This is a genomic window from Halobacillus dabanensis, assembly GCF_900114165.1.
Taxonomy (GTDB): domain Bacteria; phylum Bacillota; class Bacilli; order Bacillales; family Halobacillaceae; genus Halobacillus; species Halobacillus dabanensis.
In genome coordinates, this window is sequence record NZ_FOSB01000007.1 from 1 (window position 1) to 25,451 (window position 25,451).

Genomic DNA, 25,451 nt, shown 5'->3' on the forward strand with positions numbered 1-25,451 from the left:
CGTAGAATTTCTTGAGGATTAGAAGCTTAACCATCATTTCAGGTTCTTTCGAAGGCCTTCCATAATAAAGAGAATAAGAATTTTTAAGGAGATTATTGATAAAGGAGAAGTCCAAATGATCTTGTATAATTCGGAGGGTGTTATCTTCCGGGATTCTGGTGTATAATTCTGTGTAGAAGCTTACTTGACTATGTTGAGTGAGCATCATAAAAACCTCCAATTTGGTGTTTGTTTCTAGTCAATTCAATTCTACCAAAGTTGGAGGTTTTTTTATGCTTTTATTTCATTTTCCTTATTTTAGGAGGCGTTTTTCAGTGGCCTCAGTCAGTATTCCAGCCCCATCTCCTGTACTGACGTCAGCAGATTGTCCCCCACGATGCTCTAAGTTGCAAAGTATTGTGATAGCATTTTCAACGATACTATGACTCTTTGTTCCGTCGATATTGGCAATCACTCCGATACCACAAGCTTCATGCTCATTTTCCGGATGATATAACCCTTGCGGAACAGGATATCCGTGTTTTTGCATATTTTTTCCCCCTAGCGGACTTATTCTTGTAGGTTACAGGCAAATTAGAAAAAATTCTGTCTTTTCAGTTTCTTACAAGTATAGCACGAAAGACCCTAAGATTCACGCCTTTATAGCAGGCAAAGCAAGAATTTTCACTGAAATGAGACAATAGAGAACAAGCTTGAAATCAAGCACAAAAAGGATGTAAGCGCAATCATCAAAGTTCGGATTTTCCTTGAATTTTTTTATTTTTATACTCTTTTTATACACTTCAGGGATAGTGATTCTACCAAATAACGTATATAAAAAACCTTTCTATGTATGAACATACACAGGAGGAATAATCGTCGTCCAATGAGAATATAGGGGATGGAGGTGTACAAATGAACAAAACGATTCGTGAATTGGGAATAAGCATTGGATTTACACCCACAGGAAGATGGAATAAAATTACAGATGTTCCTGGAGTAAGTGTAGGACATTACACGCTTAATAATCGGGATATACAAACAGGAGTCACAGCCATCCTCCCCCACCAGGGGAATGTATTTCAAGAAAAATTAATTGCTTCTTCCCATATCATCAATGGTTTCGGGAAAACAGCTGGAACCATTCAAATGAAGGAATTGGGTATGTTAGAGACACCGATTGTCCTGACAAACACATTGAGTATAGGAGCTGCCTTCGATGCCTTGGTTGATTACTCGTTAGAAAAAAACTCCACTATCGGGAGGACGACAGGCACCGTGAACCCTATTATTGGCGAGTGTAACGATATGTATTTGAATGACATTCGCAAACAGGCCGTACAAAAAGAACATGTCTCCTACGCATTGGAAAATACCGAAATAGATTTTGAGGAGGGTGCTGTCGGTGCTGGAAGAGGAATGCTTTGTTACTCATTAAAAGGCGGGATTGGCTCCTCTTCCAGAGTTATTAAGCTTTCTCATGGCGATTATAGTATCGGTGTCCTTACGTTGACGAACTTCGGGAAGTTAAGTGATTTGCGTGTGGATGGTATACCAATCGGGAGAAAATTGAGAGACCATATAGCTCTTGAAGAGAAGGAAAAAGACAGAGGGTCTGTAATGATTATCGTAGCTACCGATCTCCCTGTGTCCGACCGTCAACTGAACAGGATATTAAAACGGTCCGTGACAGGTTTATCAAGGACGGGATCTATCATTGGAAATGGAAGTGGGGAGATTGTCCTCGGATTTTCTACAGCAACCAGGATCCCTCATGAACAAGCGCCCTCTCCCCTTTCCATACCGGCAATTCATGAAGAGGAGATAGATGTAGCTTTTCGTGCGGTCGGAGAAGCAACTGAAGAAGCTGTCATCGAATCACTTCTTCAAGCTGAACCAGTAACTGGAAGAGATGGGCACACGCGCCCCACATTGACGGAACTACTTCAAAAGTACAAACAGATACTCTAGATTCCTATCCCTGCCTGCTAATAGAAGTGATCTAATTTTATAACCATAAAACAAGCGCCTTTCTTATTTAAAGACGCTTGTTTTAGGTTAAGCTGCTTGGGTTTCCCCACGGTCTTTTCGACGATGGTAAATGACATTGATTTCAGCACCGATCATCAAAATGATCCCTGTCAGGAAGAACCATAGCATCAAGATGATAATCCCTCCGAGACTTCCATATGTCGCTGAAAAGTTCCCGAAATTACTTACATAAAAAGAGAAAGCCAGGGAGATGAGTTGCCAAAGGACTGCTGTCAATATCGCTCCTGGCAAGATATGCTTAAATGGAATATTTTTGTTCGGGGCAAAGTGATAGAGTGCCATCAAAACCGCTCCGATGACCGCAATACTTATGATCCATCGCAAGACATTTAATAGAATAGCCGTTTGTGAAGGAATATTGATCATATCTATCAACACTTGACCAAACACAGGCAATACTAATGCCACGATAATCGCAAGAATCATCCCTACTGTAAGTGCAATAGACATGAGGCGCACCTTTATAAAGGAACGTGTCTCTTCTACATTGTAGGCCTGATTAGCTGATTGTATGAAAGCATTGATCCCATTAGATGCCGACCACAGAGTACCAAGGATACCCACAGTCAAAAGACCGCCACTCGGTCTTTCTACAACAGCAATGATATTCTCACGAAATACTTCAGCCGTATCACTCGGCAGGACATTCCCCATAGCCTGGATGGCCGTCTCAGAATCAATATTCAAATAGGGGAGAATCGATAATATTAAAATTAATAAAGGAACAATGGATAGCAAGTAGTAATAGGCTTGTGCTGCGCCCAGTAGAGGGATGTTATCTTTTTGAAATTCAGCAATCAAAGCTTTTGTATACGAGATTAATTTCTTCACTGGTTATTCCTCCTCATCCTTCATCTACTTGACTATCCCCTTTTTTTCTTAAAGTTAATCTATGAATGTAGAAGCCCTGATAGGACCACATTATCTCGAGCTGCTGCTTTCCGTTTGGAGGAGGAAGGAAGATTCAGAGATTCTCTATATTTTGCAATCGTCCGACGCGAAATTTTGACGTTATATTTGGCATGCAGTTCGCTGGAAATTTTTTGATCGGATAAAGCTTTTAAAGGATTTTCTTCATAAATCAATGTCTTAATCCATTCTTTGATATGCTGGGAAGAATACTCCGCTCCCTGACTTGTTTTATAACCGGTGATAAAAAAACTCTTCATTTCGATAATTCCATCCGGGGTTTGTATGACCTTATTCGCTACGGCTCTACTAACCGTAGACTCATGTAAACCAATAGTTTCTGCGATATCTTTCAATGTTAGCGGTTTTAGTGAGCCCCCATTTAAAAACCTTTTCTGATGCTTGATAATTGCTTCTGCCACTAGGAGCACTGTTTTTCTCCGCTGTTCAATACATTGAAAAAGCCATCGTGCTCTCTTATAGCAGCCATCTAAATATTCGTAGGCTTCCTGCCCTTGTTCATACATCTTCAAAAGTGGTTCATCCCATTTAATTTGTTTTGAAATAGACAAAGGATCATGGAGCAAATACCCACCTTCCCCTTTTTCTAAAATCAAATCAGGCATGACCGGCAAGACATCAGTATCATCTGTTGAGAGTAAAGGGCGAGGTTCTAATGTCTTTATAAGATTGAAAGCATCTTCTACTCGATTATCTTCCACTTCTAGTGCTTGAGCCACTTTTCCGAAATTCCCCTCAGCCAATTCCTCTAAATGGTAAGAAACAAGTATCCCTAGCAGACTGGAGTCAGGGTATTGCCCTTCAATTTGCAACATAAGAAACTCCTTGAAGTCATAACACCCTACACCAAAGGGTTCAAACTGAAGCAGGAGCCGTCTTGCGTGAGTGACTTTGGATACTGGAACTCCTAATTGATCAGCCGCTTCTTCCTCCGATATCTTACAGAAGCCTCGTCCGTCCAAGTTACCAATCAAAAATAATAAAACTTCCTTTAAAGAAGGGGAAATTTTAAGATAGCCAGCTTGCTCAACTAAGCTATCCCTCCACCCCTTATGTTCATGAGCAATTTTGTCGATCTGATCCTGATAAGCTTCCCTATTCCCGCGAAAGGTTGGGAAGTTACCGGGTGAATCTAACGTCAGGATAGGGTTTTCGTTCACTTCACGCTGTACACGGTTCCAAAGGTCAGCGGAGGACCATTGCAGCATGGTTATGGCTTGACGCATCTCCGCTGTCATCAACAATCCGGTCGTCTGCTTTTGACTCAACTCAAGCTTCATGTACACACCTCTTTTGTTAGCGCTTTCATTGTAGTTTAACAGTATATATCTATTACTAATGATGGCTGAGTCAGACCAAAATTTCAACAATCGCTTCATTTTCTCGCCAAAATAGACTTTATTCAAGTACATGGCAGTATTCTGGGGGACTTGATTTCGAGACTTTTGTGTAAGTGGGTGGGGCTGCTAGACTCCCGTGGAAGAAGGAAGTAGGCGAGATCCCGTAGTGGGATAGGCCGCCCGAGGAAGCTCGCCAGTTCCCCACAGGAAAGTGTTCAAATGCGGAATCGTCCTGGTAGACACGACTGACATAAGCAGAATATCAACGGAATGTGCTTTTTCATTCCGTTGATATTCTGCTTATGACGCGAGTGTCTGGAGGATGGAGCTAGACGAGTAGCTTCCCAATCACCCCTGACGTCCAACACGGCAACGAATCCCGGAAACGTCTCGAAATTGATTCTTCAAGAATAGGGAGCTTTTGTGGAGGAGGGATAAGGCGAGGATAAGCATAAAAACAGCCCTACTAACTCTTCTGTAAAAAGAAAAAGTAAGGCTGTTTTTGAATTGGGAAAATATTGTTCCACGTGGAACAATGGTATTTATAAAACATAGGTGGCGAGGGTTTGTTGTACTTCCTCGATCGGACTATCCTTTTTAAATAGCTTTCCGATCGGTTCATCTGATCCCGACAACCAGATTTTCAGCTCGGAATCGAGATCGAAGCTGCCGGCTGTCTCGACACTGAAGTGGGTGATACTTTTATATGGAATGGAATGATATTCTACTTTCTTGCCGGTCATGCCTTGCTTATCGACGAGGAGTAGTCGACGATCTGTAAAGAGAAAGGAATCACGTAACACTTTATAACCGCTTTGAATTTGTTCACCTTCAATGAGGATGCCGGCTAGTTCTTTCTCAAGCTTTTCCACATCCACTTCACTGGCGTTTCCCATTAGACCATCTAAAAATCCCATTTCGATTCCTCCTATTTCATTAGTCGTAACAGCATCGCTTCACATGGTTCCAGCTCTACCGTAAGTACCTTATTTTTTGAATGGAAGATCCTTTTTTTATTCTCAAGGCTTTGCCATTTACCTTTTTGAGTAGGTAATTTGACTTCTCTTTTTTTCCCATGGTTCCTATTGAACAAGTATAGCAATCGTTCATCAGATGCCTCTTCCCCAAAATGATCCAGGCCATTTTCTGTCCAACGCTCAAAGCCGAATACATCTTCATCAAGCGCGAACGATTTCCAATGGCCGGTTCGGAGTGCCACATGTTCTCTACGCCACCGACCGATCTTACGGTACCAATCCAACAGTTCTTTATTTTCTCTTCCCCATGGGTATGGCTTGCGGTTATCTGGGTCTGCACCCCCAATAACCCCTGCTTCATCTCCATAATAGAGAGATGGGACTCCGGGTATAGCATAAAGCCATAAACTAAGCGATTTTAGTTGCCTTATTATGAGAGACTCTGCTTCTTCCGATGGGTACTCTTCTGGGAGATATCCATGCAACATTGTCTTAATTCTTTCCACATCGTGGCTTGAGAGCATATTCATTACCGCATAGAAGTATTGCTTCGGGTAATGTTCCCCCAATGTCATCAACCGCCGATGGACAGTACGGGCGTCCATTTCACCTTTCATAAATTCCAGCATGATTCTACGAAGCGGATAGTTCATCACCGAGTCCAGCACACCACCAAGGAAATAGTCCCTCCGTTTCCCATAGGCCGTTTTATTGGAAGCATCTTCCCACACTTCTCCGAGCAACACACTAGATTCATCTTCCTGTTTCAATTGACGATAAATTTGACTGACCAAATCATCGGTTAGTTCGTCTACAACGTCCAGGCGCCAATGCTTCATCCCCGACTTCTGCCATGTTTTGATGACACTGTCTTCATCATGGACGAGAAAATTTTGATAGTCCTCGTTCTCTTTATTTATCGTAGGCAATGTCCCTACTCCCCACCAGGCATCATACTCATCCGGATAGCGATGGAACGTGTACCAGCTATAATACTCTGAGTTTTTGGATTGATAGGCACCGAGAGAATCATACTTTCCTTCTCTATTAAAATAAATGCTATTGCTACCCGTGTGACTGAACACCCCATCCAGCATAATTTCAATACCACGGTCTGCTGCCTTTTCTATCAAGTTCTCTAAATCTTCCTTTGTTCCGAGCAAAGGATCAACTTTATGGTAATCACCAGTATCATAACGGTGGTTACTCTCTGCTTCGAAAATAGGATTCAAGTAAATGACGGTGACACCTAGAGACCCAATGTAATCAAGCTTTTCTGTAATCCCTTGCAGGTTTCCACCAAAAAAATCCCAGCGGATGACTTCGCCTCGTTCGTTACGAATATAAACAGGATCATTTTCCCAATGAGCATGAACCAGACTCGTTTCTGGAGCTTTATCCAGTTCCAATTCACCGGCGGCATAAAAACGGTCAGGGAAGATGTGGTACATGGTGGCATTTTTCCACCAGGAAGGTGTTTCGTAATCAGGGTCATACACGGTGATTTGCCAGGATGGCGGAATATGATCATACATGTGCCCTTCTCCACTTTCATCGCTCTTTTCCCTACCGTAGTAAACGGTACGATCATCGAGGATGATTTCGAAAAAATACCAAATTAATTGAGGTGTCTGGGGCATCGTGAGTGTCACTTCATAAGAGGTCTGTTGATGTTCCTGACTAAAAAGGTCCATTTCCTTCGTTTTTTCATCATCTGTACGGTCCAAAATGTAATGCAGGATGACGTGGGACACACGGTACCGATCATTGATATCAATCCTGAGATTAACAGGAGAACCCTTCGGCGCTGCACCGAAAGGCTCTCGATAAGATGCTTCAAAACTGTTGTGATATATATCCTTTTGTCTCACAAATCCGTCCTCCTCAAATCCCTCACTTTAACGTTTTTACCCGCTGAAGGTCCCATATGTCACGGGCATATTCCTGGATCGTCCGGTCACTGGAAAAAATCCCTGATTGAGATATATTGACTAAACTCTTCAAGTTCCATTGACGTTTCCTTTGATAATCCTGACTTACTTTCTTTTGAGCAAGCAAATAACTGGCAAAATCCTTAAGCACAAAATATTCATCATTATAGGTCAGTAGAGCATCATAAATCTCTTGGAAATCCGTCTCCCCTCTGGAGAAAGGACTGTAATGGATGAGCTGGTCGAGCGTATGACGGACACGTTCATCATTTTCATAGACAGCTTTAGAAGAATAAGAGCCATTGCGGTAATAATCCCACACTTCCTCAGACCTCAAACCGAAAATATATATGTTGTCATTTCCAACAAGGTCGTGAATTTCAACATTGGCCCCATCCATCGTACCGAGTGTCAATGCTCCGTTCATCATGAACTTCATGTTCCCTGTCCCCGAAGCTTCTTTTGTAGCCATGGAAATTTGTTCGCTGACGTTACTCGAAGGAATAATTCTCTCTGCAATCGATACCGAATAGTTCGGTATGAACACCACTTTTATATAATCCTTTACATCCGGGTCATTATTGACTACAGATGCAATCCGGTTGATAAGTTGGATGACTTTCTTTGCGAAATGATAGCTCGGTGCTGCTTTCGCTCCGAAAAAGAACGTGCGTGGGACAATATCAAGCGTCGGGTCTGATTTCAATTCATTATATAAATGCATGATATGAAGAGCATTAAGCAATTGACGCTTATATCCGTGCAGTCGTTTAATATGGACATCAAAAATGGAGTCCGGGTCTACAGAAATGCCTTGGGTATCTTTTATCCAATTAGAGAAATCCACCTTATTTTCTTGCTTTATTTCATGAAGGCGATCAAGGAAAGAGAGATCATCTTTCCTTTCCATCAGTTTGTTCAACTGCTTCGGTTCCTGTACCCATTCATCTCCGATAGCTTCTGTAATTAAGGATGACAACGGTCGATTAGCGTGCATCAACCAGCGCCTGTGTGTAATGCCATTTGTTTTGTTGTTAAATCGCTCTGGAAATGTGTTATAAAAACGTTTCATTTCCCTTTCTTTCAGTATATCTGTATGCAGCTTTGCTACACCATTGATACTATGACTGCCTACAATCGATAAGTGAGCCATCTTCACCTGACCATCTGCGATTATGGCAAGATCAGCGATCCTGCTGAAGTCACCAGGGTAGGTTTTCCATAATGCCTGGCAAAATCGTTCATTGATCTCGTTGATGATCATGAAGATTCTAGGCAGCAAAGATCGTACCAGCCCAACCGGCCAAGATTCCAAAGCTTCACTTAAAGTCGTATGGTTGGTATAAGATACAGATGCCTGCGTAATTTCCCATGCCTCTTCCCAACCTATCCCTTTTTCGTCCATTAAGATTCTCATCAACTCAGGAATGACCAGAGCCGGATGGGTGTCATTGATGTGCAGAGCAACTTTTTCCGGAAAAGAAGACCAGGGCAATCCAAGCCGCTCAAAAGAACGCACAATTGATTGCACACCAGAAGATACTAGGAAATATTCCTGCTTCAAGCGGAGCCTCTTGCCATCTTCTGTGGAATCGTCCGGATAAAGGAAGTCTGAAATCGACTCCAATGAGCGCTTGTAGGTTAAAAAGTGCCCGAATTCCCCTTCTTTTTCCGCTTTTTTCATCGTATCTTCAACCGAAGGTTCTGCTGACCAGAGCCGCAGTGTATTCACTGTGTCATTATGGTAACCAACAACAGGAACGTCGTAAGGGACTGCCTGAATCGGTTCATAATTTTCATATTTAAAGTGAAGTTTTCCGTCCTTATCCCTTCTGGAGGACACTTGCCCACCAAAGCGCACTTCAATCGCATCCTCAGGACGGCGCACTTCCCATATGAACTCCTTAGTAAGCCAATAATCAGGAAATTCCACCTGTTTTCCGTCGATAATATGCTGATCGAACATTCCGTATCGATAACGGAGGCCATAGCCATGTCCAGCTAATTCTAAAGAAGCCAGGGAATCAAGAAAACATGCAGCTAATCTTCCTAAGCCGCCATTACCAAGACCGGCGTCACTCTCCTTCTTTTCAAGTTCAGATAAGGAAAGGCCCAGGTCAGCCAACCCTTCTTCGACGAGAGAGAGTACATTTAAATTCAACAAATTATTTCCGAGCAAGCGCCCCATCAAGAATTCCATGGAGAAATAATACACTTGCTTCGTTTTGTTGGTCTTGTACTCCTGGTTCGTCTTCAACCAGTCTTTGTTAATCTTTTCCCGAATCAATGACCCTAACGCCCGATACGTATCAAAATCCGACGCTGTGTCTATTGTCTTCCCCAACTTCTCTTCCAACTGATTTTTGAACGCTGTTTTGAATTCTTCTTTGTCACTGAACATCACCATTTTTGGTTCCTCCTATCACCCCCGTCTAACGATACATCGACTGATACAGATCCATGTATTGATCAGCGGAGTTTTTCCAAGTGAACTTACTCTTGCAAATGTTCTTCACAAGTACCTGCCAACTAGCAGAATCCTGATAGTATTCGATGGCACGGCGAATGGTGTACAGCATGTCATGGGCATTGTAGTTGGTAAAAGTAAACCCGTTTCCTTCTCCTGTCTCTTCATTATATGGCTGGACAGTATCCGCAAGTCCTCCCGTTTCTCTCACAATTGGTGCTGCTAAATACCTGAGGGCAATCAGCTGGCCGATCCCACACGGTTCGAATCGGGATGGCATGAGAAATAAGTCGCTTGCCGCATAAATTTGCCTTGAGAAAGGTTCTGAGAATCGGATATTTGTAGACATTTTCTCTGGATGTCGGTCTTGGACCCATTGAAGCATCTGTTCGTATTGATATTCACCCGTACCTAACAGGACAATTTGGACATCATCATGATGAAGCAACTCATCAATGACGCGTCCGATCAAATCGAATCCTTTTTGTTCTACTAATCTGGAAACGATGCCAATCATCGGCACATCTTTCCTGACCGGCAGCCCCAGTTCTGCTTGTAGCCACATTTTGTTCTGATTTTTCTTGATCAATGAACTCCGATATGGAAACGCAAGGGCATCGTCTTTCATAGGATTATAGTTTTGGTCATCAATACCATTGACGATTCCAATTAATTCATCGGTGCGTTTTCTGAGTACTCCGTCTAAGTTTTCCCCATAATAAGGGGTTTGAATCTCTTTTGCATAAGTTTCACTGACGGTTGTAATAAAATCAGCATAATTCAGTGCCCCTTTCATGAAGTTGATGTCTCCGAAAAATTCAAAAGCTTCGTCTGACATCATGCCTTCATCAAAATCCATCAAATCATGAAGAACAGATTGCGCAAAAACTCCTTGATATTTCAAATTATGGATGGTGAAAACGGTTTTCATACCTTTCAGTTTTTCTACCTCTTTATAATGGGTATGTAGAAATACCGGAATCAACCCTGTCTGCCAATCATGGCAGTGTAAAACATCTGGAGTCCAATCCATGGCGCACACTAAATCCATAACTGCCCGATTAAAGAAAACAAAGCGTTCTGCTTCATCGTCATATCCATAAAGATTAGAACGTTTGAAATAATATTCATTATCTATGAAATAAATTGGAATACCGTCGTATTTGATATACTCGATGCCAGCATACTGGTTTCTCCATCCGATCGTGACATTAAGCTCGTCTAAATGTTCCAACTGCTCCTTCCAATGATTGTCCATATTTTCATATTTCGGAAGAACGACGCGGACATCTGCTCCTTGTTTTTTCAAGGCATGTGGAAGGGATCCCAGCACATCAGCAAGTCCTCCCGTTTTTATAAAAGGGGTGCACTCCGAACCAATCATCAATACATTCATTACAATCCAACTCCTTATCATGTATTTAACTTTTTTACCTTAATGGTTATTTGTTCAAAACATCACTTATAGGTCTGTTATACGAAAAGGACTGCCAGAATGTTTATGTCTAGACAGTCCCTTTACCTTGGGGGTATTACATTGTTCTTCTTTTCGCTAACACATACGGTTTCTCTGGTGCACCAATTAGCGTCTTCCCACTCGATATACTGCAATCTTTATCGAGAATGACATTTTCTAAGACGGCATCGCTATCAATCTCACAACGTTGCATGATGATTGAATTCTTAATTACCGCCCCTTCCGCTACTTTCACTCCACGGAATAGGATGCTGTCTTCCACCTGACCTTCAATTACACAACCATTTGCAACCAGCGTATTAGATACATGAGATGTCTCTGTATAATTGGAAGGAGCCTCATTCTTGACTTTCGTAAAGACAGGGGCATCATCTTTGAACAATTCATCATGTTCGTCTGCGTTCAATAACTTTGCACTGTTGCGGTAATAACTCTCAACCGAATTGATCATGGCATGTGTTCCATGATACTCGTAAGCATTGATGTTGATTTCCGGTAACTTCGCTTTAATCCCATCAAGGAAGAAGTGGGCACATCCGTGAGCAATGCACTTCTCAATCAATTCATACAGGTAATCTTTTTCAATGATATACATGTCCATGTACACATTCGTATTGGAATGGTCATTGTGAATCCCGGTCACGCGATTGTCTTCATCAATATCCAGTTTGTGTGCACGCTGATGCTCGGGATACAATTCATCCACTTTCTTGTAAATCACTGTGACGTCAGCACCGGAATTCTTATGCTCCTGCAGAACGTCTTGATAATTGATGGAACAGATGTGTTGCGAACCGGAGACGACAATATAGTCGGCAAGCGTCCGATTGATAAAATCAATATTATTATGAAAGTGTTGCAAATCACCACGGGAGATATCAGTAGGATCATTCCAGTCAGGAGGTAAAATGAATAAACCTCCTCGCTTGCGATCCAAATCCCAGGCTTTCCCCTGCTCAAGGTGATCCATCAGGGAGCGATATTTTCGTCTTGCAAATACAGCAACGGATTCTATCCGTGAGTTCGTCATATTCGAGATAGCAAAGTCGATCATCCGGTAACGTCCACCAAAAGGTACGGCAGCGCCACATCGGAAGTATGTCAATTCGTCTAACATGTCCTGTTCGTGATCCAAGTTTATGATTCCTGCTATACGGTCCATAAAATCCTTAATCCTCCCTTTATGTGCTTGTTGCAAAACTTGTGGCAAGTACACTACCTTCGTCTGCCACAAGTGTGATTTCGCTATCTGGTGATGGGTCTCCGATTACTGCTCCGTCCTCGATGACACTTCCTTTTGAAATGATGGCACGATTAATTGTCACGTTTTTCCCAATCTTCACGTCCGGCATAATGACGCTGTCCTTAACAACAGATGACTCATCGATGTGGACGCCATAGAATATGATCGACGTATCTACAGTGCCATATATACGGCACCCTTCATTGATCAAGGCTTTCCTTATTCTTGCTTGAGGAGCAATATATTGAGGCGGTTGGTTTGGGTTTTTCGAATAGATCCGCCACTTCTGGTCATTTAAATTGAGTTCAGGATCCCTTTTCAGAAGGTCCATGTTCGCTTCCCACAAGCTATCGACTGTACCTACATCTTTCCAATAGCCTTCGAACGTGTAGGCCATCAATTTTTTATAATCGTAAAGAAGAGCTGGAATAATATCCTTCCCGAAGTCATGGGAGGAATTTGCTTTTTCCGCATCCTCAATCAAGTATTGTTTCAATACATCCCAACGGAAAATATAAACCCCCATGGACGCCAGGTTACTCTTCGGATTTTCAGGCTTTTCGTCAAATTCCGTAACCTTTCCTTCCTCGTCTGTGTTCATGATCCCGAAACGGCTTGCATCTTCCCAAGGGACTTCTATTACAGATATCGTCGCATCGGCACCGGACTCCTTATGGTAATCCAGCATCGCGTTATAATCCATTTTGTAGATATGATCGCCAGAGAGTACGAGTACGTGTTCCGGCTCATATTGGTTCAAAAATTTCAAATTCCGATAGATAGCATTGGCTGTTCCCGTGTACCAGCCTCCACCTTCCGCCTGCATAAATGGAGGAAGAACGGATACCCCGCCATATTTACGGTCGAGGTCCCATGTGTCACCAATCCCAATATAGTCATTTAATATAAGAGGTTCATATTGGGTAAGTACCCCAACAGTATCGATTCCTGAATTTGTACAGTTACTTAGGGGAAAGTCAATAATCCTGTATTTACCGCCAAAATAAACGGCCGGTTTTGCAATCTGTTTGGTCAGTGACTTCAGCCTGGTCCCTTGACCACCAGCCAGAAGCATCGCTACACATTCTTTATTTTTCATGGTTTTCCTCCTTGGATACTGAAGTTCTTTTTAAGAAGCTCACACCGAGCGGGGGAATCGTCATGGTGATATGCTGATCCTGGCCTTGCCATGGTGTAGGCACTGTTTCGAGCGGCAAACCGTTCGTCTGCCCAGAGCCTCCGAAATGTTCCGCATCACTCGAGAAGATTTCTTTGTATGAGCCATGTTTCGGGACTCCTACTTTGTAATCTTGGTAGACTTGTGGAGTAAAGTTACATACAACCACTAGTTGATCGTTTGAAGTACGACTGTTGCGTGCAAAAGAAACGATACTCTGCTCATAATTATTAGGGTCGATCCATAAGAATCCCTCTTCCTTATGGTCGAGCTCCCAAAGTGCAGGCATATCCTGGTAAAGTTGGTGCAACTGTTTTGTATACTCCAAAATGGATGCGTGGGAATCATAATCTAATAGCTCCCAATCCAAATCTTCTAAGTCTTTCCACTCATCAAACTGGCCGAATTCACCTCCCATGAATAAAAGTTTCTTGCCAGGATGTGCGTACATATAAGCGAGAAACGCACGTAAATTAGCGAACTTCTGCCAATAGTCACCCGGCATTTTATTTAACAACGATTTCTTGCCATGAACGACTTCATCATGAGAAATCGGTAGTACAAAATTTTCGGAAAACGCGTAAAACAATGAGAAGGTAATCAAGTTATGGTGATACTTCCTGTGGATTGGGTCCATCTCCATATATTTGAGCATGTCGTTCATCCAACCCATGTTCCATTTATAATTAAACCCGAGTCCTCCGATATAGGTCGGGGCACTGACAAGCGGCCAGGATGTGGACTCTTCTGCCATCATCAATACATCCGGCGTTTCTTCAAATACTGCTTCATTCATTTTTTTGATGAACGACACCGCTTCCAGATTCTCGCGTCCACCGTGCTCATTCAGCTCCCATTCGCCGTCATTCTTACCGAAGTCCAAATAAAGCATGCTTGCCACCGCATCCACCCGCAAGCCATCCAGATGATATTCCTTCAGCCAATAGACCGCATTAGAAATAAGAAAACTTTGTACTTCATGGCGTGCGAAATCAAAGGTAAGCGTTCCCCATTGAGTCTTTTCTGCCTTACTAGGATTTTCATATTCATATAATGCTTCTCCATCGAAGCGGCGCAACCCATGTTCATCTTTACAAAAATGACCAGGGACCCAATCTAATATGACACCGATTCCATTTTTATGACACTGGTCGACAAAATATTTGAAATCATCTGGAGTACCATAACGCGAGGTAACGGAAAAGTATCCAGTTGCTTGGTACCCCCACGACCGGTCGAAAGGATGTTCAGTGAGAGGTAAAAGCTCAATATGGGTATAGCCGAGTTCTTTTACATACGGAATGACCATTTCGGCATAATCCCGATAATTGTAAAAAACTTCCGGCTCTATGTTTTTCCAAGACCCTAAATGCAGCTCATAAATGGACATCGGCGACTCATAGGGGTTTTTCGCTTTTCGCTGCTTCATCCATTCCTGGTCCCCCCATGTATAATTGGCGAGCGGATAAACGACTGACGCAGTATTTGGGCGAAGTTCGCTTGAGAAAGCGTATGGGTCCGCTTTCAGTCGAAGATGTCCATGTGCAGTCAAAATTTCATATTTGTACATTGTCCCTTTTTTCAGCCCGGGAATGAAGGCGATCCAAACACCATTTTCATTGATTTTTTCCATGGGATGCTCCCTGCCGTCCCAATTATTGAAGTTTCCGACAACGCTTACTTGTACAGCATTTGGTGCCCAAACCGCAAACCGTACACCCTTTTCACCATTTCTCGTATCAGGGTGGGCACCGAGCAGCTGGTAGCTGTATCGGAGGTTCCCTTCATGGAATAAGTAAAGATCATGCTCTAATGTTGTATCTTGGACCACACCATCACTCCTCTTTCATGTTTGATTTGTAAGTTTGATAGACTCGATTACTAAAAGGATTTGAGAACGTTTTAGTCAGCCTATATTAATCATAAAATCACGAAAGCCCATTTACAATTGCTATTAATAAAAATTTTCTGAAAAGTTTTGTCGAATCCTGACGAATTTTTATACATTATCCTTATTTAAAATTACTATAATATATAGTTTTTTAAGTAAGCGTTTGCATAAATATGTATACCCACTTATAACAAATGTAAAAACCTACAAATTAAAATCTATTCGAATATAATTCCTGCTTTATAAATGATAGTTAACAAAAAACACAAACTAACTATATTAAGAATGTACCTATTCCCTTTACTCAACTACTCTTCTACTATGCCAAAGGCTTAAATGGGAAGCATTTATATTTTCATAAACTTCTTCGTCTCAGGGTGTTTTGTTTAAATAAATTAGTGGTATAGATTTGAGAAGAAATAAAAGTTCATGCGCTTCCCCCTAGCGCACTCTATAAAAAGCCAATGTGGATGGGGATGTCTCCTCAGCCACAGGCTTTTTATTCTATGATGACCAAGATATTTCCAAAAAAATACAAAGAGGTGAACAGTATGTCGTTAGCGGGTATCAGTTTACTCATCATCGCCATCGCCTTCGCGTTCATAGCCATCTACGTGGTCAAAACGCTTAAAGCTGCTTCAAGCACTATGACTAGCGTTTCGCAAACGTTAGAAAAAGTGGAAGGCCAAATGGAAGGTATTACCACAGAATCAGAAAGTTTACTTAAGAAATCAAATAATATCGCCTCAGATATTGAAACCAAAACCCAATCATTGGACAGTTTGATGGAAGCATTGAATAATGTAGGTTCAACAGTCGGTAACGTAAATCAATCGATTCAAGGGGTATCTGAGAGTGTTGCCCACGCTTCACATGAAAAGGATGAAAAAGTAGCACAGGCTCTTCGCTGGGGTGATGCTGCCATAGACCTTTACGTAAAATGGAAGCGGAAGAAAGTACAATAAGAAGGAGAGGTGTTTCAGATGGATTATTTAGGAATAGGCGTGCTTATCATCGGTATTGCCTTCGCAATCGTATCTATTTTCCTGATAAAAGCTTTGAACAATTTGGCAGGAGTTCTGACAGGTGTAAGAAAGACAGTCGATCAATTACCTGATCAACTGGATTCAGTTATGAAAGAAACAACAGGTGTCTTACATCACAGCAATGACACATTAGCCGATGTCAATGAGAAGATTCGTGCTCTCAGCCCTCTGTTTTATATTGTTGGAGATATCGGCGAATCATCAAGGAAACTGACTTCTTCTCTCGTCGACATGACTTATTCACTTAAGCAAACGACTCATGAAGGTGAGCAAAAGATAAACGAAGAAGGTTGGCGTGGTATTTATGGAGCTCTAGCCTTGACTTATTATTTCTCCCAAAAACGTAAGGCTTTGAAAGCCGCACAAGTGGAGAGTACATCATAATGAAGGGATTAGAGTGGTTGATCGGATCATCTGCAGGTTTGATCAGTGGTCTGAGTCTGCGAAAATGGAGGAAAGAACCATCTGTTACAAAAATGAAGTACGACCGTAAAAAAGAGGATTTCTACCAAACAGGTAGAATTCAACATAAAGACATCCAGACAACGAAAAAGAAAATGCGTATGGAAGCGAAAAAAAATCTTATGACTGAAAGGGGAACATCCATAATGGAAAACCAAAACATTAACCAGCAACAAACAGCTACAAAACGAGGAAATAAGAAGTTACCTATCGCTATCCTTACAGGTGCTTTAATCGGCGGGGCTTTCATTTTAATCAAAGATCCAAGTCAAAGAAAACGACTGAAAGAGGGAACACGTTCAACAAAAGATGCTGTTTCTAATTACGCATCAGACGTCAAAGAAGATCCGTCAGCCAAAAAAGATGACCTGGTCACGCGTGCACGCAATGTCGCTAGTATTGTCAGTGAAGCAGCAACAACGGTTCAGGAAGTCTTCAACAATCAAGGAAAAGAAATCACAGAAAAAGCTAAAGACATTAAAGAAGAAGCCAAGGACATTAAAGAAGAGTCAGAAGAAATAGTAAATACAGCTAAAGACGCGGGAGAAGATCTGCAAAACGTCGGTGATAAGGCAAAAGAAGCGAAAAGTGAACTGACAGAGGAAAAGTCAGAAGAAGAAAACGAGAAAACTCCTCAGGAAAAAGTCGTAGAAGTAAACCCACAACGTTAATCAACAGATTCATACAATGGAAGCTCGACATAAAAATGTGTCGAGCTTCTTAAGTCTTTATTCTAATTAAGGGGGAAAACGGAATGCCGATCGTTTTAAAACGCATCTATGACGAAGACAAGCCTACAGGAGATTACCGCATCCTCATAGATCGGGTATGGCCAAGAGGAATATCTAAAGAGCAAGCATACCTGAATGACTGGATGAAAGAACTGACACCCAACGCCTCCCTTCGAAAGTGGTTCAATCACGTCCCGGAGAAATTTGCAGAATTTGCAGAGCGTTATATAAAAGAACTCCAAAAATCTGAATCTGCAACGGAAAAGAAAAGAGAATTACAAGAAAAAGCCCAGCACCAGCAAGTAGTTCTTTTATATGGCGCAAAGGATAAAGAACACAATCATGCCGTGATACTAAAAGAATGGCTGGAAAATTCTTAATAGCCTGCTAATGAAGCGAGTGCAGGAGAGGATAAACCTTTCCTCAGCCCCTCTCCCCCTTTCCAATATCTCCGTATCGATTATTTCAATCCAATTAGTCAGTAAGCTCTGTCAGTTGTTGAGAAGATGCTGCCACTTTATAGACTGCGCCATTGATTTCTTCAATAACTTGCGCAAACTGTGCAAGCTCTCCTTCAATACCTGAGTTATAGGACTTGTTCTGTCCCATAGCTGAAACAATTTCTGTGAAAAAGTGATTGATTTGTTCCATACTGTCTGTTCCTTCTGAGATCATTTGATTGATATTTCCTACGTTACTCGAAACACTGTGGATTTGCCCACTCGTTGTAGAGATCAAATCAGAGACTTCTGCTACGGAATTTTGAGTCTGCTCAGACAACTTCCGCACCTCATTCGCAACTACAGTGAAACCCGCTCCGTGTTCACCGGCTCTTGCTGCCTCAATCGAAGCATTTAACGATAGAAGATTCGTTTGTTCAGCGATCGACGAAACGATGGTGACAATTTTACTAATTTCTTCAGCAACATGTTTTAACTTTTCCATATCTCCAGAGATTTCTGTAATATTTTCTTGGATTTGATTCATTTGGTTTTGTTGAATTTCCAAACGCTGTTTGCCATCCATGGATTGTTGCTCGACTTGTTGAGCGACCTGGGAACCTTTTTTGGAATCTTCAACGATTTTGTCCGTCTGTTTCGTCAATTGCTCCGTCGAAGCACTTGCCTGCTGAGAAATAGCAGCCACCTCTTCCGACATTTGATCAACCCTTCGGTATGCTTCTTCCCGTTTCTCTATTTCGACTTGGCGCAGTTCTTCCGCCTCGCTCTGGAACATTTCTAAAACAAGTTGCTGTTCGATATTCAAAATCTTCGTAGTCGCACGGATTGCCTCCCCGTAATGTTCTTTCGGCAGCTCTAATTCGTAAATATCCATGAAAGAAAGCAATAGGTCCTGAAAAGCACACATGTACCATTTCGGCTCCAGGCCAATTTTCAGATGGACTTTGGCAATACGCATTCTTTTTTCAATAAAATCCTTATCAATGACCCCATTGAACATTTCCTGAATATGGATGGTCAAAGTCCTGCGCAAGCGATCGACAGAACTGTTATTATTGATGATTCGTTGTAAGGAAGGTTCATTTTCAAGATTTTTATAAAATTGGCGGACAAGCTGCTCGATATGCTTACTGATTACAGGTTGCAGTGATTGCAATATTGCGAGGTCCCTTTTAGAAAGGTGAACCATCTCGAATTGCGTATGTAAGTCTGAATCCTCCGGGATATTGATCACTCCTGTGAACCCTTCTCCTAGCGGAGGTACTTCCTCTTTTTTCTTTGTCATAAACAAACCCATGTTCATCCCCCTTTAAGACTATCTCTCTCTATTATCGACGGTAAGAAAGAAACCCTTTAGTGAATGTGAAAAATAAAAACCGGGACTCATTGCTCACCTGTGCCAAAATTTTAGAGAAAACCGTCTACAAGGATATTGACAAAAACAAATAGTCCCTCGTGCTGCATGCAGCACGAGGGACTATTTTAAGCGTCAGCGTTATAACCTAAACGCTCACGATCGATGTACTCATTCGGAAACTCTCCGAACTCTGTACTGTGGTTTTTGAATTGAGCTTTTCGGCCATTCCGGCTTTCGCCATGGTTCTTTCTTTCCTTAAACTGGCGATCCGGCTTTTTTTCCTTTTTGCCCATCCTAATCACCTCATGTAAAACAAATTGTCTTACACGATTATTTTGTGTCAGTGCAATGGATTTATTCATGGGTTTCATAAGAGATCCATTTCCATGAAAAAAACAGAGTAAGTTTTAACAGAGTACTTACGGGGGAAAAGGTAATAAATGTTATACATCCCCCTCAAGGGAATAGCAATCATAGATAAGAGAGGTGTTCCTATGACCCCGAATGAAATAGGATTTGCAATACTATACATCGGCGTCTTCTTGTTGATCGGAAAAATCATCCGAGTTTATTCAACGCTATTACAAAATTTATTTTTACCTTCTTCCATTATTGGAGGGTTTATCGCTCTGCTTTTAGGGCCCCAAGTTTTCGGAAAATTCATGCCAGAAGATAGTACCTTTTCAAATGGGGTCATGACAGACTCTATTATCGAAGTATGGTCTGCTTTACCAGGATTAATGATTAATGTCGTCTTCGCAGCTTTATTCTTAGGAGCAACGATTCCTAAACTGAAAGATATTTGGAGCTATGCTGGCCCGCAATTGGCACTCGGCTGGTCAATTGGATGGGGCCAATATGTTATCGGTCTTATGGTTGCCGTCCTGGTGCTCGTTCCCTTTTTCGACCTTCCTGCAATGTCAGGAGCATTGATTGAAGTCGCATTTGAAGGTGGACATGGGACGGCCGCTGGGATGGCCAGCACCTTTGAAGAACTAGGATTTCCAGAAGCATTCGACCTTGCGATCGGACTTGCCACAATCGGTGTTTTATCTGGTGTCATATTCGGTATTATCCTGATCAATTGGGGTGTGAGAAATAAAAAGACTAAAGTCATTAAGGACGTGGAAGGTTTTTCAAACTTGAGAAAGCGCGGTGTTATGGAATATCAAAACCGTGAACCCGCAGGAAAGATGACCCTTCGACCAGAATCGATTGAGCCCCTTTCCTTCCACTTGTCAATCGTGATGATCGCTATTTTACTTGGCTGGCTTATACTGCAAGGGCTCGTCCAGCTGGAAGCGGCCACCTTAGGTTCAGACTTCATGGAATATATCCCATTGTTCCCGCTTGCCATGATGGGAGGAATCATCTTGCAGATATTCTTCAGCAAAAAAGATAAATATAACCTTGTTGATCGAAGAATGATCAACAGAATTCAAGGACTCGCCCTCGACATATTGATATTATCTGCGATTGCTACTGTATCCCTGGAAGTGATCGGAGAGTATTTAGTACCATTCCTTATCTTAGCAGCAGCAGGTATAGCTTGGAACTTATTCGGTTTCCTCGTACTTGCTCCACGGTTCATCCCTAAATTCTGGTTTGAACGAGGAATTGGGGACTTCGGGCAATCCATGGGCGTTACGGCAACTGGCTTACTATTAATGCGTGTCGTCGACCCGGATAATGAATCACCAGCATTTGAAGCTTTTGGATACAAGCAGCTTTTTTATGAACCATTCCTGGGTGGAGGATTCGTAACGGCTTTATCCGTACCATTCATCGCCCAATTCGGCCCATGGCCAAGCCTTATTCTTGCAGCCGCCATGACCGCCGTCGGCATCCTTTCTGGACTATTCTACTTCGGTAAAAAGGAATCGGGTTAAGAATAAATGCGCAAGCGCCTTGTTCACCCCCGACAAGCTTAAGGCGAGACTCGCCGTGACGCTCTTTGTCACAGAGAGTCTGGACTTCCTTTTTCCATATTTAAATACCTTCCTAGATAAGCCAGAAACACCGCTGCTAACAAAATTAGCTGGCGGTGTTTCTGGCTTATCAGCTTTTTCACACACTCGCTTCCTCGATAAATGGACTACAGTATACAACCCCTTTCTCCCCCAAATGTTATCACCAGGAAATGGTTGATGGTTACACCATATCAACCAACAGTTCATACTTTATGCAATTTAGTGAAACACTTTAATAGTAAGTAATGGACCCTGGATAGAAAATAAAGATATCTTGGCCACGACATATGAATTTGCTTGATGATACCTGCATGGTACCGATCTGATTTCCCCTCACTAAAGTTTTAAGAATAGCGTACTGTTCCCCACAGCTCTAACCCCATAATAAACAAAACATTCGTTCTTTCAGATAACAATTAGATACCTAAACTTTTCCCCCAAAAATAAGCAAGTCACTGAACAGATACTCTTTATTATGATATTATATTTTATTAGTTGCCTAAGTAATTAGAAAGAAGGTTATAACATGTCATCTCAAGAAATAAACCGTGTTCCTTTAATGATTGTCCTTATATCAGGGGCGTTTGTTGCAATATTGAATCAAACGTTGCTCGCTACAGCTCTGCCCCACATCATGGCAGACCTGAACTTGGATGCAAATACGGCCCAGTGGCTCCAATCTATTTTTATGTTAGTGAACGGGATTATGATCCCTATTACTGCCTTTTTAATCGAACGATTCACTACGAGAGGACTGTTCATGACTGCTGTAGGTCTTTTCGCAGCCGGTACGCTTGTTTGTGGACTTGCACCGAACTTCACGATTCTCTTATCTGGGAGAATTCTGCAAGCTTCTGGCGCCGGTATCATTCTGCCTTTGATGCAGACTATTTTATTCCTCGTTTTCCCTATTGAAAAAAGAGGTTCAGCCATGGGGATGTTCGGGCTGGTCATTGCCTTTGCACCAGCTATCGGGCCCACTCTTTCAGGATGGCTGGTCGAACAATTTCCGTGGAGAAGTTTGTTTTTCGTCATTTTACCAATCGCAATTGCGGATATTATTGTCGCCTATTTCATCTTGAAAAATGTTACAAAGCAGACATTTCCGAAAGTGGATCCTATCTCCATCATCCTTTCGACCTTTGGATTCGGCGGGATTTTATATGGGTTCAGTGTAGCGGGGAGTGAAAGTTTCTTAAGTAATGAAGTTCTTCTTTCATTAGGAGTTGGGGCTGTAACTCTGACGCTTTTTATCAACAGGCAAATGAAACTGGAAAAACCAATATTGGAATTCAGGATCTTCAAGTACAAGACGTTTACTTTGACGACAGCTCTTGGCATGATCGTATTTATCTCCATGATCGGCGGTGCTGTTATTTTACCGATTCTCATGCAGGACATGCTTGGTTTTACTGCCTTTGAATCAGGGCTGATGCTCTTACCGGGGGCTCTCTTAATGGGTATTATGAACCCGATCACAGGCCGATTATTTGATAAATTCGGAGCCCGTTGGCTCGCTGTCACAGGACTCGGCCTCCTTGTGATATCGACGTTCATGTTTACGATTTTAGATCCGTCTACGACATTCCTTTATTTGGCGCTGGTCAATTGTGTTCGGATGTTCGGCATTTCCATGGTTATGATGCCAGTAACAACCGCTGGTCTGAACCAATTGCCTCAACATTTGATGCCACATGGAACAGCTATGAACAATACAATGCGTCAAGTATCCGGCGCCGTAGGGACAGCCTTGCTCGTCTCTGTAATGACTAGTCAGGCAATACCTGCAGATGGTGTTACAGGGGTCATTCATGGAGTTAATATTTCATTCATCGTAGCTGGAATATTTTCCATTGTCGGCTTCATCATGGCATTTTTCATAAAAAAATCCAGGCCAGGCGAAAACGAATACAGTACCGCTTAAAAGAAAAGAAGAAGGGCCTTGGTCGTCTCCGACAAGCTTAAGACAAGCCTCGCCATGACGCTCTTTGTCACAGAGAGGATTGACTTAAGACCCCGAGGAGATAGGCACTGAGCTGGACAAAAAGAAAAGCGGAAGGGCCTCGGTCATCTCCGACAGGATTAAGACATGCCTCGTTGTATTATACAACGAGGCTTTTTATTGTATTTGTTTCAAATGAACATCAAATATGTCATCACAAGAATAAGTAATAATAGAACCACAGAAGTCATATAGATGATGATTCTGTGAGAAGAGACGAAACGGTTTTCGTTTATATTCCGTCTTGTATGATAATAATTCACTGTTGCTCCAACAATTGTCATAAGACCGAGGAACAAAGAGGCTATACTTACGAGCATCGCCAGCTTGTTAACCATTGCTCCTTCCATCGGCAATGCCGTGATATGGACGGTTGTCGCTAAAAAACCGATCCCTACGAGAGCGATGCTTGTCCGAATCCAAGCTAAATACGTGCGTTCATTGGCTAAATGCTGTTGAATCAACTTTCTTTCATCTACCACTGATTATCGTCTCCTTTCACCTTTCCTATCTTACATCCTTCTAAAGTTGCCATTCAGGGAAGTGCTACTAAAAGTTAAAAGGTGTCACCACTCATAGTAAACTACAAGGATGGAGTATAATGGTTTCCTTGACCAATTACAAAAAGAGACGGCCATCGCCGCCTCTTTGCATTACTTCTGTATAGCCGCTTTATATCGTTCATAATAACTCTCTACATTGTTTAGCAATAACAATTCCGTATACAAATAAGCCTTCATATTGAAATCCGAGAAATCGATATTCGTCATCTCCTGGATTTGTTTAATCCGATAATTCAACGTGTTCGGATGAATGAACAATTCATTCGCGGTCTGCTTCCCTTTCCCATTATTAGCCAGATAAGCTTCTAATGTGATAAGCAATTCGGTTTGTTTCATCGTATCATTTTTGATCAATGTTAAAAGGTCTTCACTATAATAATCTTCCGAACTGTTCTTTTCATAGAGGGCAGCCAAATATCGGTAGAGGCCAAGCTTTGAGAATTCCCGTGGCATCGTTTCAGGGCGAGGGCTGATGAAATTGGCTGTTTCAATTACTTCGAGAGCCTCCAGAAAGCTTTTCCTCATATAAAATAATTTCGTGTATTCTTTCCCGAGCCCGATCAAAAAGTGGTAAAACTCCTCTTTTCCTGTCTCAAACTTCACCTCATCAATTAAATCCCGGCCGATGTCCCTCGAGGAAAAGCGATCCTCGGACCTTCCATCGATGAGCAGGATCATCTGGAACTCTGTTTTCAAGTAAAACATTTGCCTGGTCGCCCGGAAACGATTGACGATGTTCTCCAGATGATCAAGCATATATTTGTACTGAGGGGCCGTGACAGAGAAAACAATAACAGAAAAGCGTTCAGGGATTTGCAGTTGGGCAAGAGAAGCATCATGACGGAATTGACTCTCACTACCATATTCATGGTGAAGAGCTTGCCATATCAGTTCTTCTTTCCGACCTTCCTTTACATTTGCCTTAATAAATTGATCATATATCAACTTACCAAGATGGGCCGTGATTTCTTCTAAAAAGTTCAGTTCTTCAGTTTCCAACAACCGATCCGATTCCTGGACCCATACGTATCCCATCGTGTGACCCAGGTGTTTGGCAGCGATTACGACACGCTGCTGAAAACCTAAATCCTCCATTGGATGAACACGGATGGGATCCGACTGTTTCTCTAAACGCTGGACAATCCCCTCTTTTTTCAACCGGTCAATGATAAAGATCGGACACTTTTTCGAAAGGATTGTCTTCTGTTGCGTTTGATCGAAATCATCAAAAGAGGAACTGTACGATATGAGTTCAAAGTTCTTGTTTTCTATAATGACAGGCTTTTCCAACCTTGAACTGACCAACTCTGTCGCTTTATGAATATCTTCTGCCTGAAGGATCAATTCTTTGACTTCCATAGGGATCCTGACCTTTCCGAGTAGGTTAAATGTCAT

General features: G+C 42.1%; 21 protein-coding genes and 1 pseudogene. 7 read left to right on the forward strand and 15 right to left on the reverse strand.

The window, feature by feature from the left end:
* Both BMZ58_RS21335 and BMZ58_RS12695 read right to left on the reverse strand, forming a co-directional pair.
* Positions 1-205: transposase (locus tag BMZ58_RS21335; protein WP_482793308.1), on the reverse strand; the 205-nt coding region annotated here is incomplete at its 3' end.
* A gap of 114 nt (positions 206-319) precedes the next feature.
* Positions 320-529 (reverse strand): annotated as a pseudogene (locus BMZ58_RS12695) (hypothetical protein); the annotation flags it as partial.
* Between the two features lie 365 nt (positions 530-894).
* Between BMZ58_RS12695 and BMZ58_RS12700 the strand changes: the two are divergent.
* Positions 895-1,950 (forward strand): DmpA family aminopeptidase, encoded by a 1,056-nt coding sequence (locus BMZ58_RS12700; RefSeq protein WP_075036942.1) that lies wholly within the window; start codon positions 895-897, stop codon positions 1,948-1,950.
* An 87-nt stretch (positions 1,951-2,037) separates the two neighbouring features.
* Here the strand turns inward: BMZ58_RS12700 and BMZ58_RS12705 are convergent, their stop codons facing one another.
* The 9 genes from BMZ58_RS12705 to glgB all read right to left on the reverse strand — a co-directional run bounded on the left by BMZ58_RS12705 (position 2,038) and on the right by glgB (position 15,404).
* Positions 2,038-2,862, reverse strand: coding sequence for a YihY/virulence factor BrkB family protein (locus BMZ58_RS12705; RefSeq protein ID WP_075036943.1), 825 nt, complete (start codon positions 2,860-2,862; stop codon positions 2,038-2,040).
* A 59-nt stretch (positions 2,863-2,921) separates the two neighbouring features.
* Positions 2,922-4,241, reverse strand: coding sequence for an RNA polymerase factor sigma-54 (gene rpoN, locus BMZ58_RS12710; protein ID WP_075036944.1), 1,320 nt, complete (start codon positions 4,239-4,241; stop codon positions 2,922-2,924).
* 602 nt (positions 4,242-4,843) lie between these two features.
* The gene (locus BMZ58_RS12715; RefSeq protein WP_075036945.1) at positions 4,844-5,218 is read right to left on the reverse strand and encodes a PH domain-containing protein; all 375 of its coding nucleotides are present in this window, start codon (positions 5,216-5,218) and stop codon (positions 4,844-4,846) included.
* A gap of 11 nt (positions 5,219-5,229) precedes the next feature.
* Positions 5,230-7,149 carry a glycoside hydrolase family 13 protein gene (locus BMZ58_RS12720; RefSeq protein WP_075036946.1) on the reverse strand — a complete coding sequence of 640 codons (1,920 nt, stop codon included), beginning with the start codon at positions 7,147-7,149 and terminating at the stop codon, positions 5,230-5,232.
* Positions 7,150-7,171: 22 nt separating this feature from the next.
* Entirely contained in the window at positions 7,172-9,610 is a 2,439-nt protein-coding gene (locus tag BMZ58_RS12725) for a glycogen/starch/alpha-glucan phosphorylase (protein WP_075037145.1), read from the reverse strand.
* 31 nt (positions 9,611-9,641) lie between these two features.
* Entirely contained in the window at positions 9,642-11,072 is a 1,431-nt protein-coding gene (gene glgA / locus BMZ58_RS12730) for a glycogen synthase GlgA (protein WP_075036947.1), read from the reverse strand.
* A 136-nt stretch (positions 11,073-11,208) separates the two neighbouring features.
* Complete coding sequence (gene glgD / locus BMZ58_RS12735) at positions 11,209-12,315, reverse strand: glucose-1-phosphate adenylyltransferase subunit GlgD (protein ID WP_075036948.1); 1,107 nt, start codon at positions 12,313-12,315, stop codon at positions 11,209-11,211.
* A 19-nt stretch (positions 12,316-12,334) separates the two neighbouring features.
* Positions 12,335-13,495: a glucose-1-phosphate adenylyltransferase gene (locus BMZ58_RS12740; RefSeq protein WP_075036949.1), complete on the reverse strand. Its 1,161-nt coding sequence runs from the start codon at positions 13,493-13,495 to the stop codon at positions 12,335-12,337.
* Positions 13,485-15,404 (reverse strand): 1,4-alpha-glucan branching protein GlgB, encoded by a 1,920-nt coding sequence (gene glgB / locus BMZ58_RS12745; RefSeq protein WP_075036950.1) that lies wholly within the window; start codon positions 15,402-15,404, stop codon positions 13,485-13,487. Before glgB ends, BMZ58_RS12740 begins: the two co-directional genes overlap by 11 nt.
* 569 nt (positions 15,405-15,973) lie before the next feature.
* Here glgB and BMZ58_RS12750 point away from each other — a divergent pair.
* From BMZ58_RS12750 to BMZ58_RS12765, 4 genes are all read left to right on the forward strand, one after another.
* The gene (locus BMZ58_RS12750) at positions 15,974-16,429 is read left to right on the forward strand and encodes a DUF948 domain-containing protein (protein ID WP_244151567.1); all 456 of its coding nucleotides are present in this window, start codon (positions 15,974-15,976) and stop codon (positions 16,427-16,429) included.
* An 18-nt stretch (positions 16,430-16,447) separates the two neighbouring features.
* On the forward strand, positions 16,448-16,894 hold the full coding sequence (locus BMZ58_RS12755; RefSeq protein WP_075036952.1) for a DUF948 domain-containing protein: 447 nt from the start codon (positions 16,448-16,450) through the stop codon (positions 16,892-16,894).
* Complete coding sequence (locus tag BMZ58_RS12760) at positions 16,894-17,643, forward strand: hypothetical protein (RefSeq protein WP_075036953.1); 750 nt, start codon at positions 16,894-16,896, stop codon at positions 17,641-17,643. Before BMZ58_RS12755 ends, BMZ58_RS12760 begins: the two co-directional genes overlap by 1 nt.
* 83 nt (positions 17,644-17,726) lie before the next feature.
* Positions 17,727-18,083: a DUF488 domain-containing protein gene (locus BMZ58_RS12765; RefSeq protein WP_075036954.1), complete on the forward strand. Its 357-nt coding sequence runs from the start codon at positions 17,727-17,729 to the stop codon at positions 18,081-18,083.
* A 94-nt stretch (positions 18,084-18,177) separates the two neighbouring features.
* On the opposite strand, the gene BMZ58_RS12770 is transcribed toward BMZ58_RS12765, so the two are convergent.
* Both BMZ58_RS12770 and BMZ58_RS21165 read right to left on the reverse strand, forming a co-directional pair.
* Positions 18,178-19,461, reverse strand: a complete 1,284-nt coding sequence (locus tag BMZ58_RS12770; RefSeq protein WP_075036955.1) for a globin-coupled sensor protein — start codon at positions 19,459-19,461, stop codon at positions 18,178-18,180.
* Between the two features lie 185 nt (positions 19,462-19,646).
* Positions 19,647-19,892 carry a hypothetical protein gene (locus BMZ58_RS21165; RefSeq protein ID WP_167360081.1) on the reverse strand — a complete coding sequence of 82 codons (246 nt, stop codon included), beginning with the start codon at positions 19,890-19,892 and terminating at the stop codon, positions 19,647-19,649.
* Between the two features lie 123 nt (positions 19,893-20,015).
* Between BMZ58_RS21165 and BMZ58_RS12775 the strand changes: the two genes are divergently transcribed.
* Complete coding sequence (locus tag BMZ58_RS12775; protein WP_075036956.1) at positions 20,016-21,410, forward strand: sodium/glutamate symporter; 1,395 nt, start codon at positions 20,016-20,018, stop codon at positions 21,408-21,410.
* A gap of 607 nt (positions 21,411-22,017) precedes the next feature.
* A complete protein-coding gene (locus tag BMZ58_RS12780) occupies positions 22,018-23,415 on the forward strand; it encodes an MDR family MFS transporter (protein WP_075036957.1) in 1,398 nt (465 codons plus the stop codon).
* 209 nt (positions 23,416-23,624) lie between these two features.
* On the opposite strand, the gene BMZ58_RS12785 is transcribed toward BMZ58_RS12780, so the two are convergent.
* On the reverse strand, positions 23,625-23,975 hold the full coding sequence (locus BMZ58_RS12785) for a YidH family protein (protein WP_075036958.1): 351 nt from the start codon (positions 23,973-23,975) through the stop codon (positions 23,625-23,627).
* 171 nt (positions 23,976-24,146) lie between these two features.
* Positions 24,147-25,451 (reverse strand): PucR family transcriptional regulator, encoded by a 1,305-nt coding sequence (locus BMZ58_RS12790; protein ID WP_083412752.1) that lies wholly within the window; start codon positions 25,449-25,451, stop codon positions 24,147-24,149.

Bases quoted from the DNA above. Each gene is read 5' to 3' on its own strand.
- BMZ58_RS12700 (WP_075036942.1), top strand. From the start codon at position 895: ATGAACAAAACGATTCGTGAATTGGGAATAAGCATTGGATTTACACCC.
- rpoN (WP_075036944.1), bottom strand. From the start codon at position 4,241: ATGAAGCTTGAGTTGAGTCAAAAGCAGACGACCGGATTGTTGATGACA.
- BMZ58_RS12715 (WP_075036945.1), bottom strand. From the start codon at position 5,218: ATGGGATTTTTAGATGGTCTAATGGGAAACGCCAGTGAAGTGGATGTG.
- BMZ58_RS12725 (WP_075037145.1), bottom strand. From the start codon at position 9,610: ATGTTCAGTGACAAAGAAGAATTCAAAACAGCGTTCAAAAATCAGTTG.
- glgA (WP_075036947.1), bottom strand. From the start codon at position 11,072: ATGAATGTATTGATGATTGGTTCGGAGTGCACCCCTTTTATAAAAACG.
- glgD (WP_075036948.1), bottom strand. From the start codon at position 12,315: ATGGACCGTATAGCAGGAATCATAAACTTGGATCACGAACAGGACATG.
- BMZ58_RS12740 (WP_075036949.1), bottom strand. From the start codon at position 13,495: ATGAAAAATAAAGAATGTGTAGCGATGCTTCTGGCTGGTGGTCAAGGG.
- BMZ58_RS12750 (WP_244151567.1), top strand. From the start codon at position 15,974: ATGACCAAGATATTTCCAAAAAAATACAAAGAGGTGAACAGTATGTCG.
- BMZ58_RS12755 (WP_075036952.1), top strand. From the start codon at position 16,448: ATGGATTATTTAGGAATAGGCGTGCTTATCATCGGTATTGCCTTCGCA.
- BMZ58_RS12760 (WP_075036953.1), top strand. From the start codon at position 16,894: ATGAAGGGATTAGAGTGGTTGATCGGATCATCTGCAGGTTTGATCAGT.
- BMZ58_RS12765 (WP_075036954.1), top strand. From the start codon at position 17,727: ATGCCGATCGTTTTAAAACGCATCTATGACGAAGACAAGCCTACAGGA.
- BMZ58_RS12770 (WP_075036955.1), bottom strand. From the start codon at position 19,461: ATGGGTTTGTTTATGACAAAGAAAAAAGAGGAAGTACCTCCGCTAGGA.
- BMZ58_RS21165 (WP_167360081.1), bottom strand. From the start codon at position 19,892: ATGAAACCCATGAATAAATCCATTGCACTGACACAAAATAATCGTGTA.
- BMZ58_RS12775 (WP_075036956.1), top strand. From the start codon at position 20,016: ATGACCCCGAATGAAATAGGATTTGCAATACTATACATCGGCGTCTTC.
- BMZ58_RS12780 (WP_075036957.1), top strand. From the start codon at position 22,018: ATGTCATCTCAAGAAATAAACCGTGTTCCTTTAATGATTGTCCTTATA.
- BMZ58_RS12790 (WP_083412752.1), bottom strand. From the start codon at position 25,451: ATGACATTTAACCTACTCGGAAAGGTCAGGATCCCTATGGAAGTCAAA.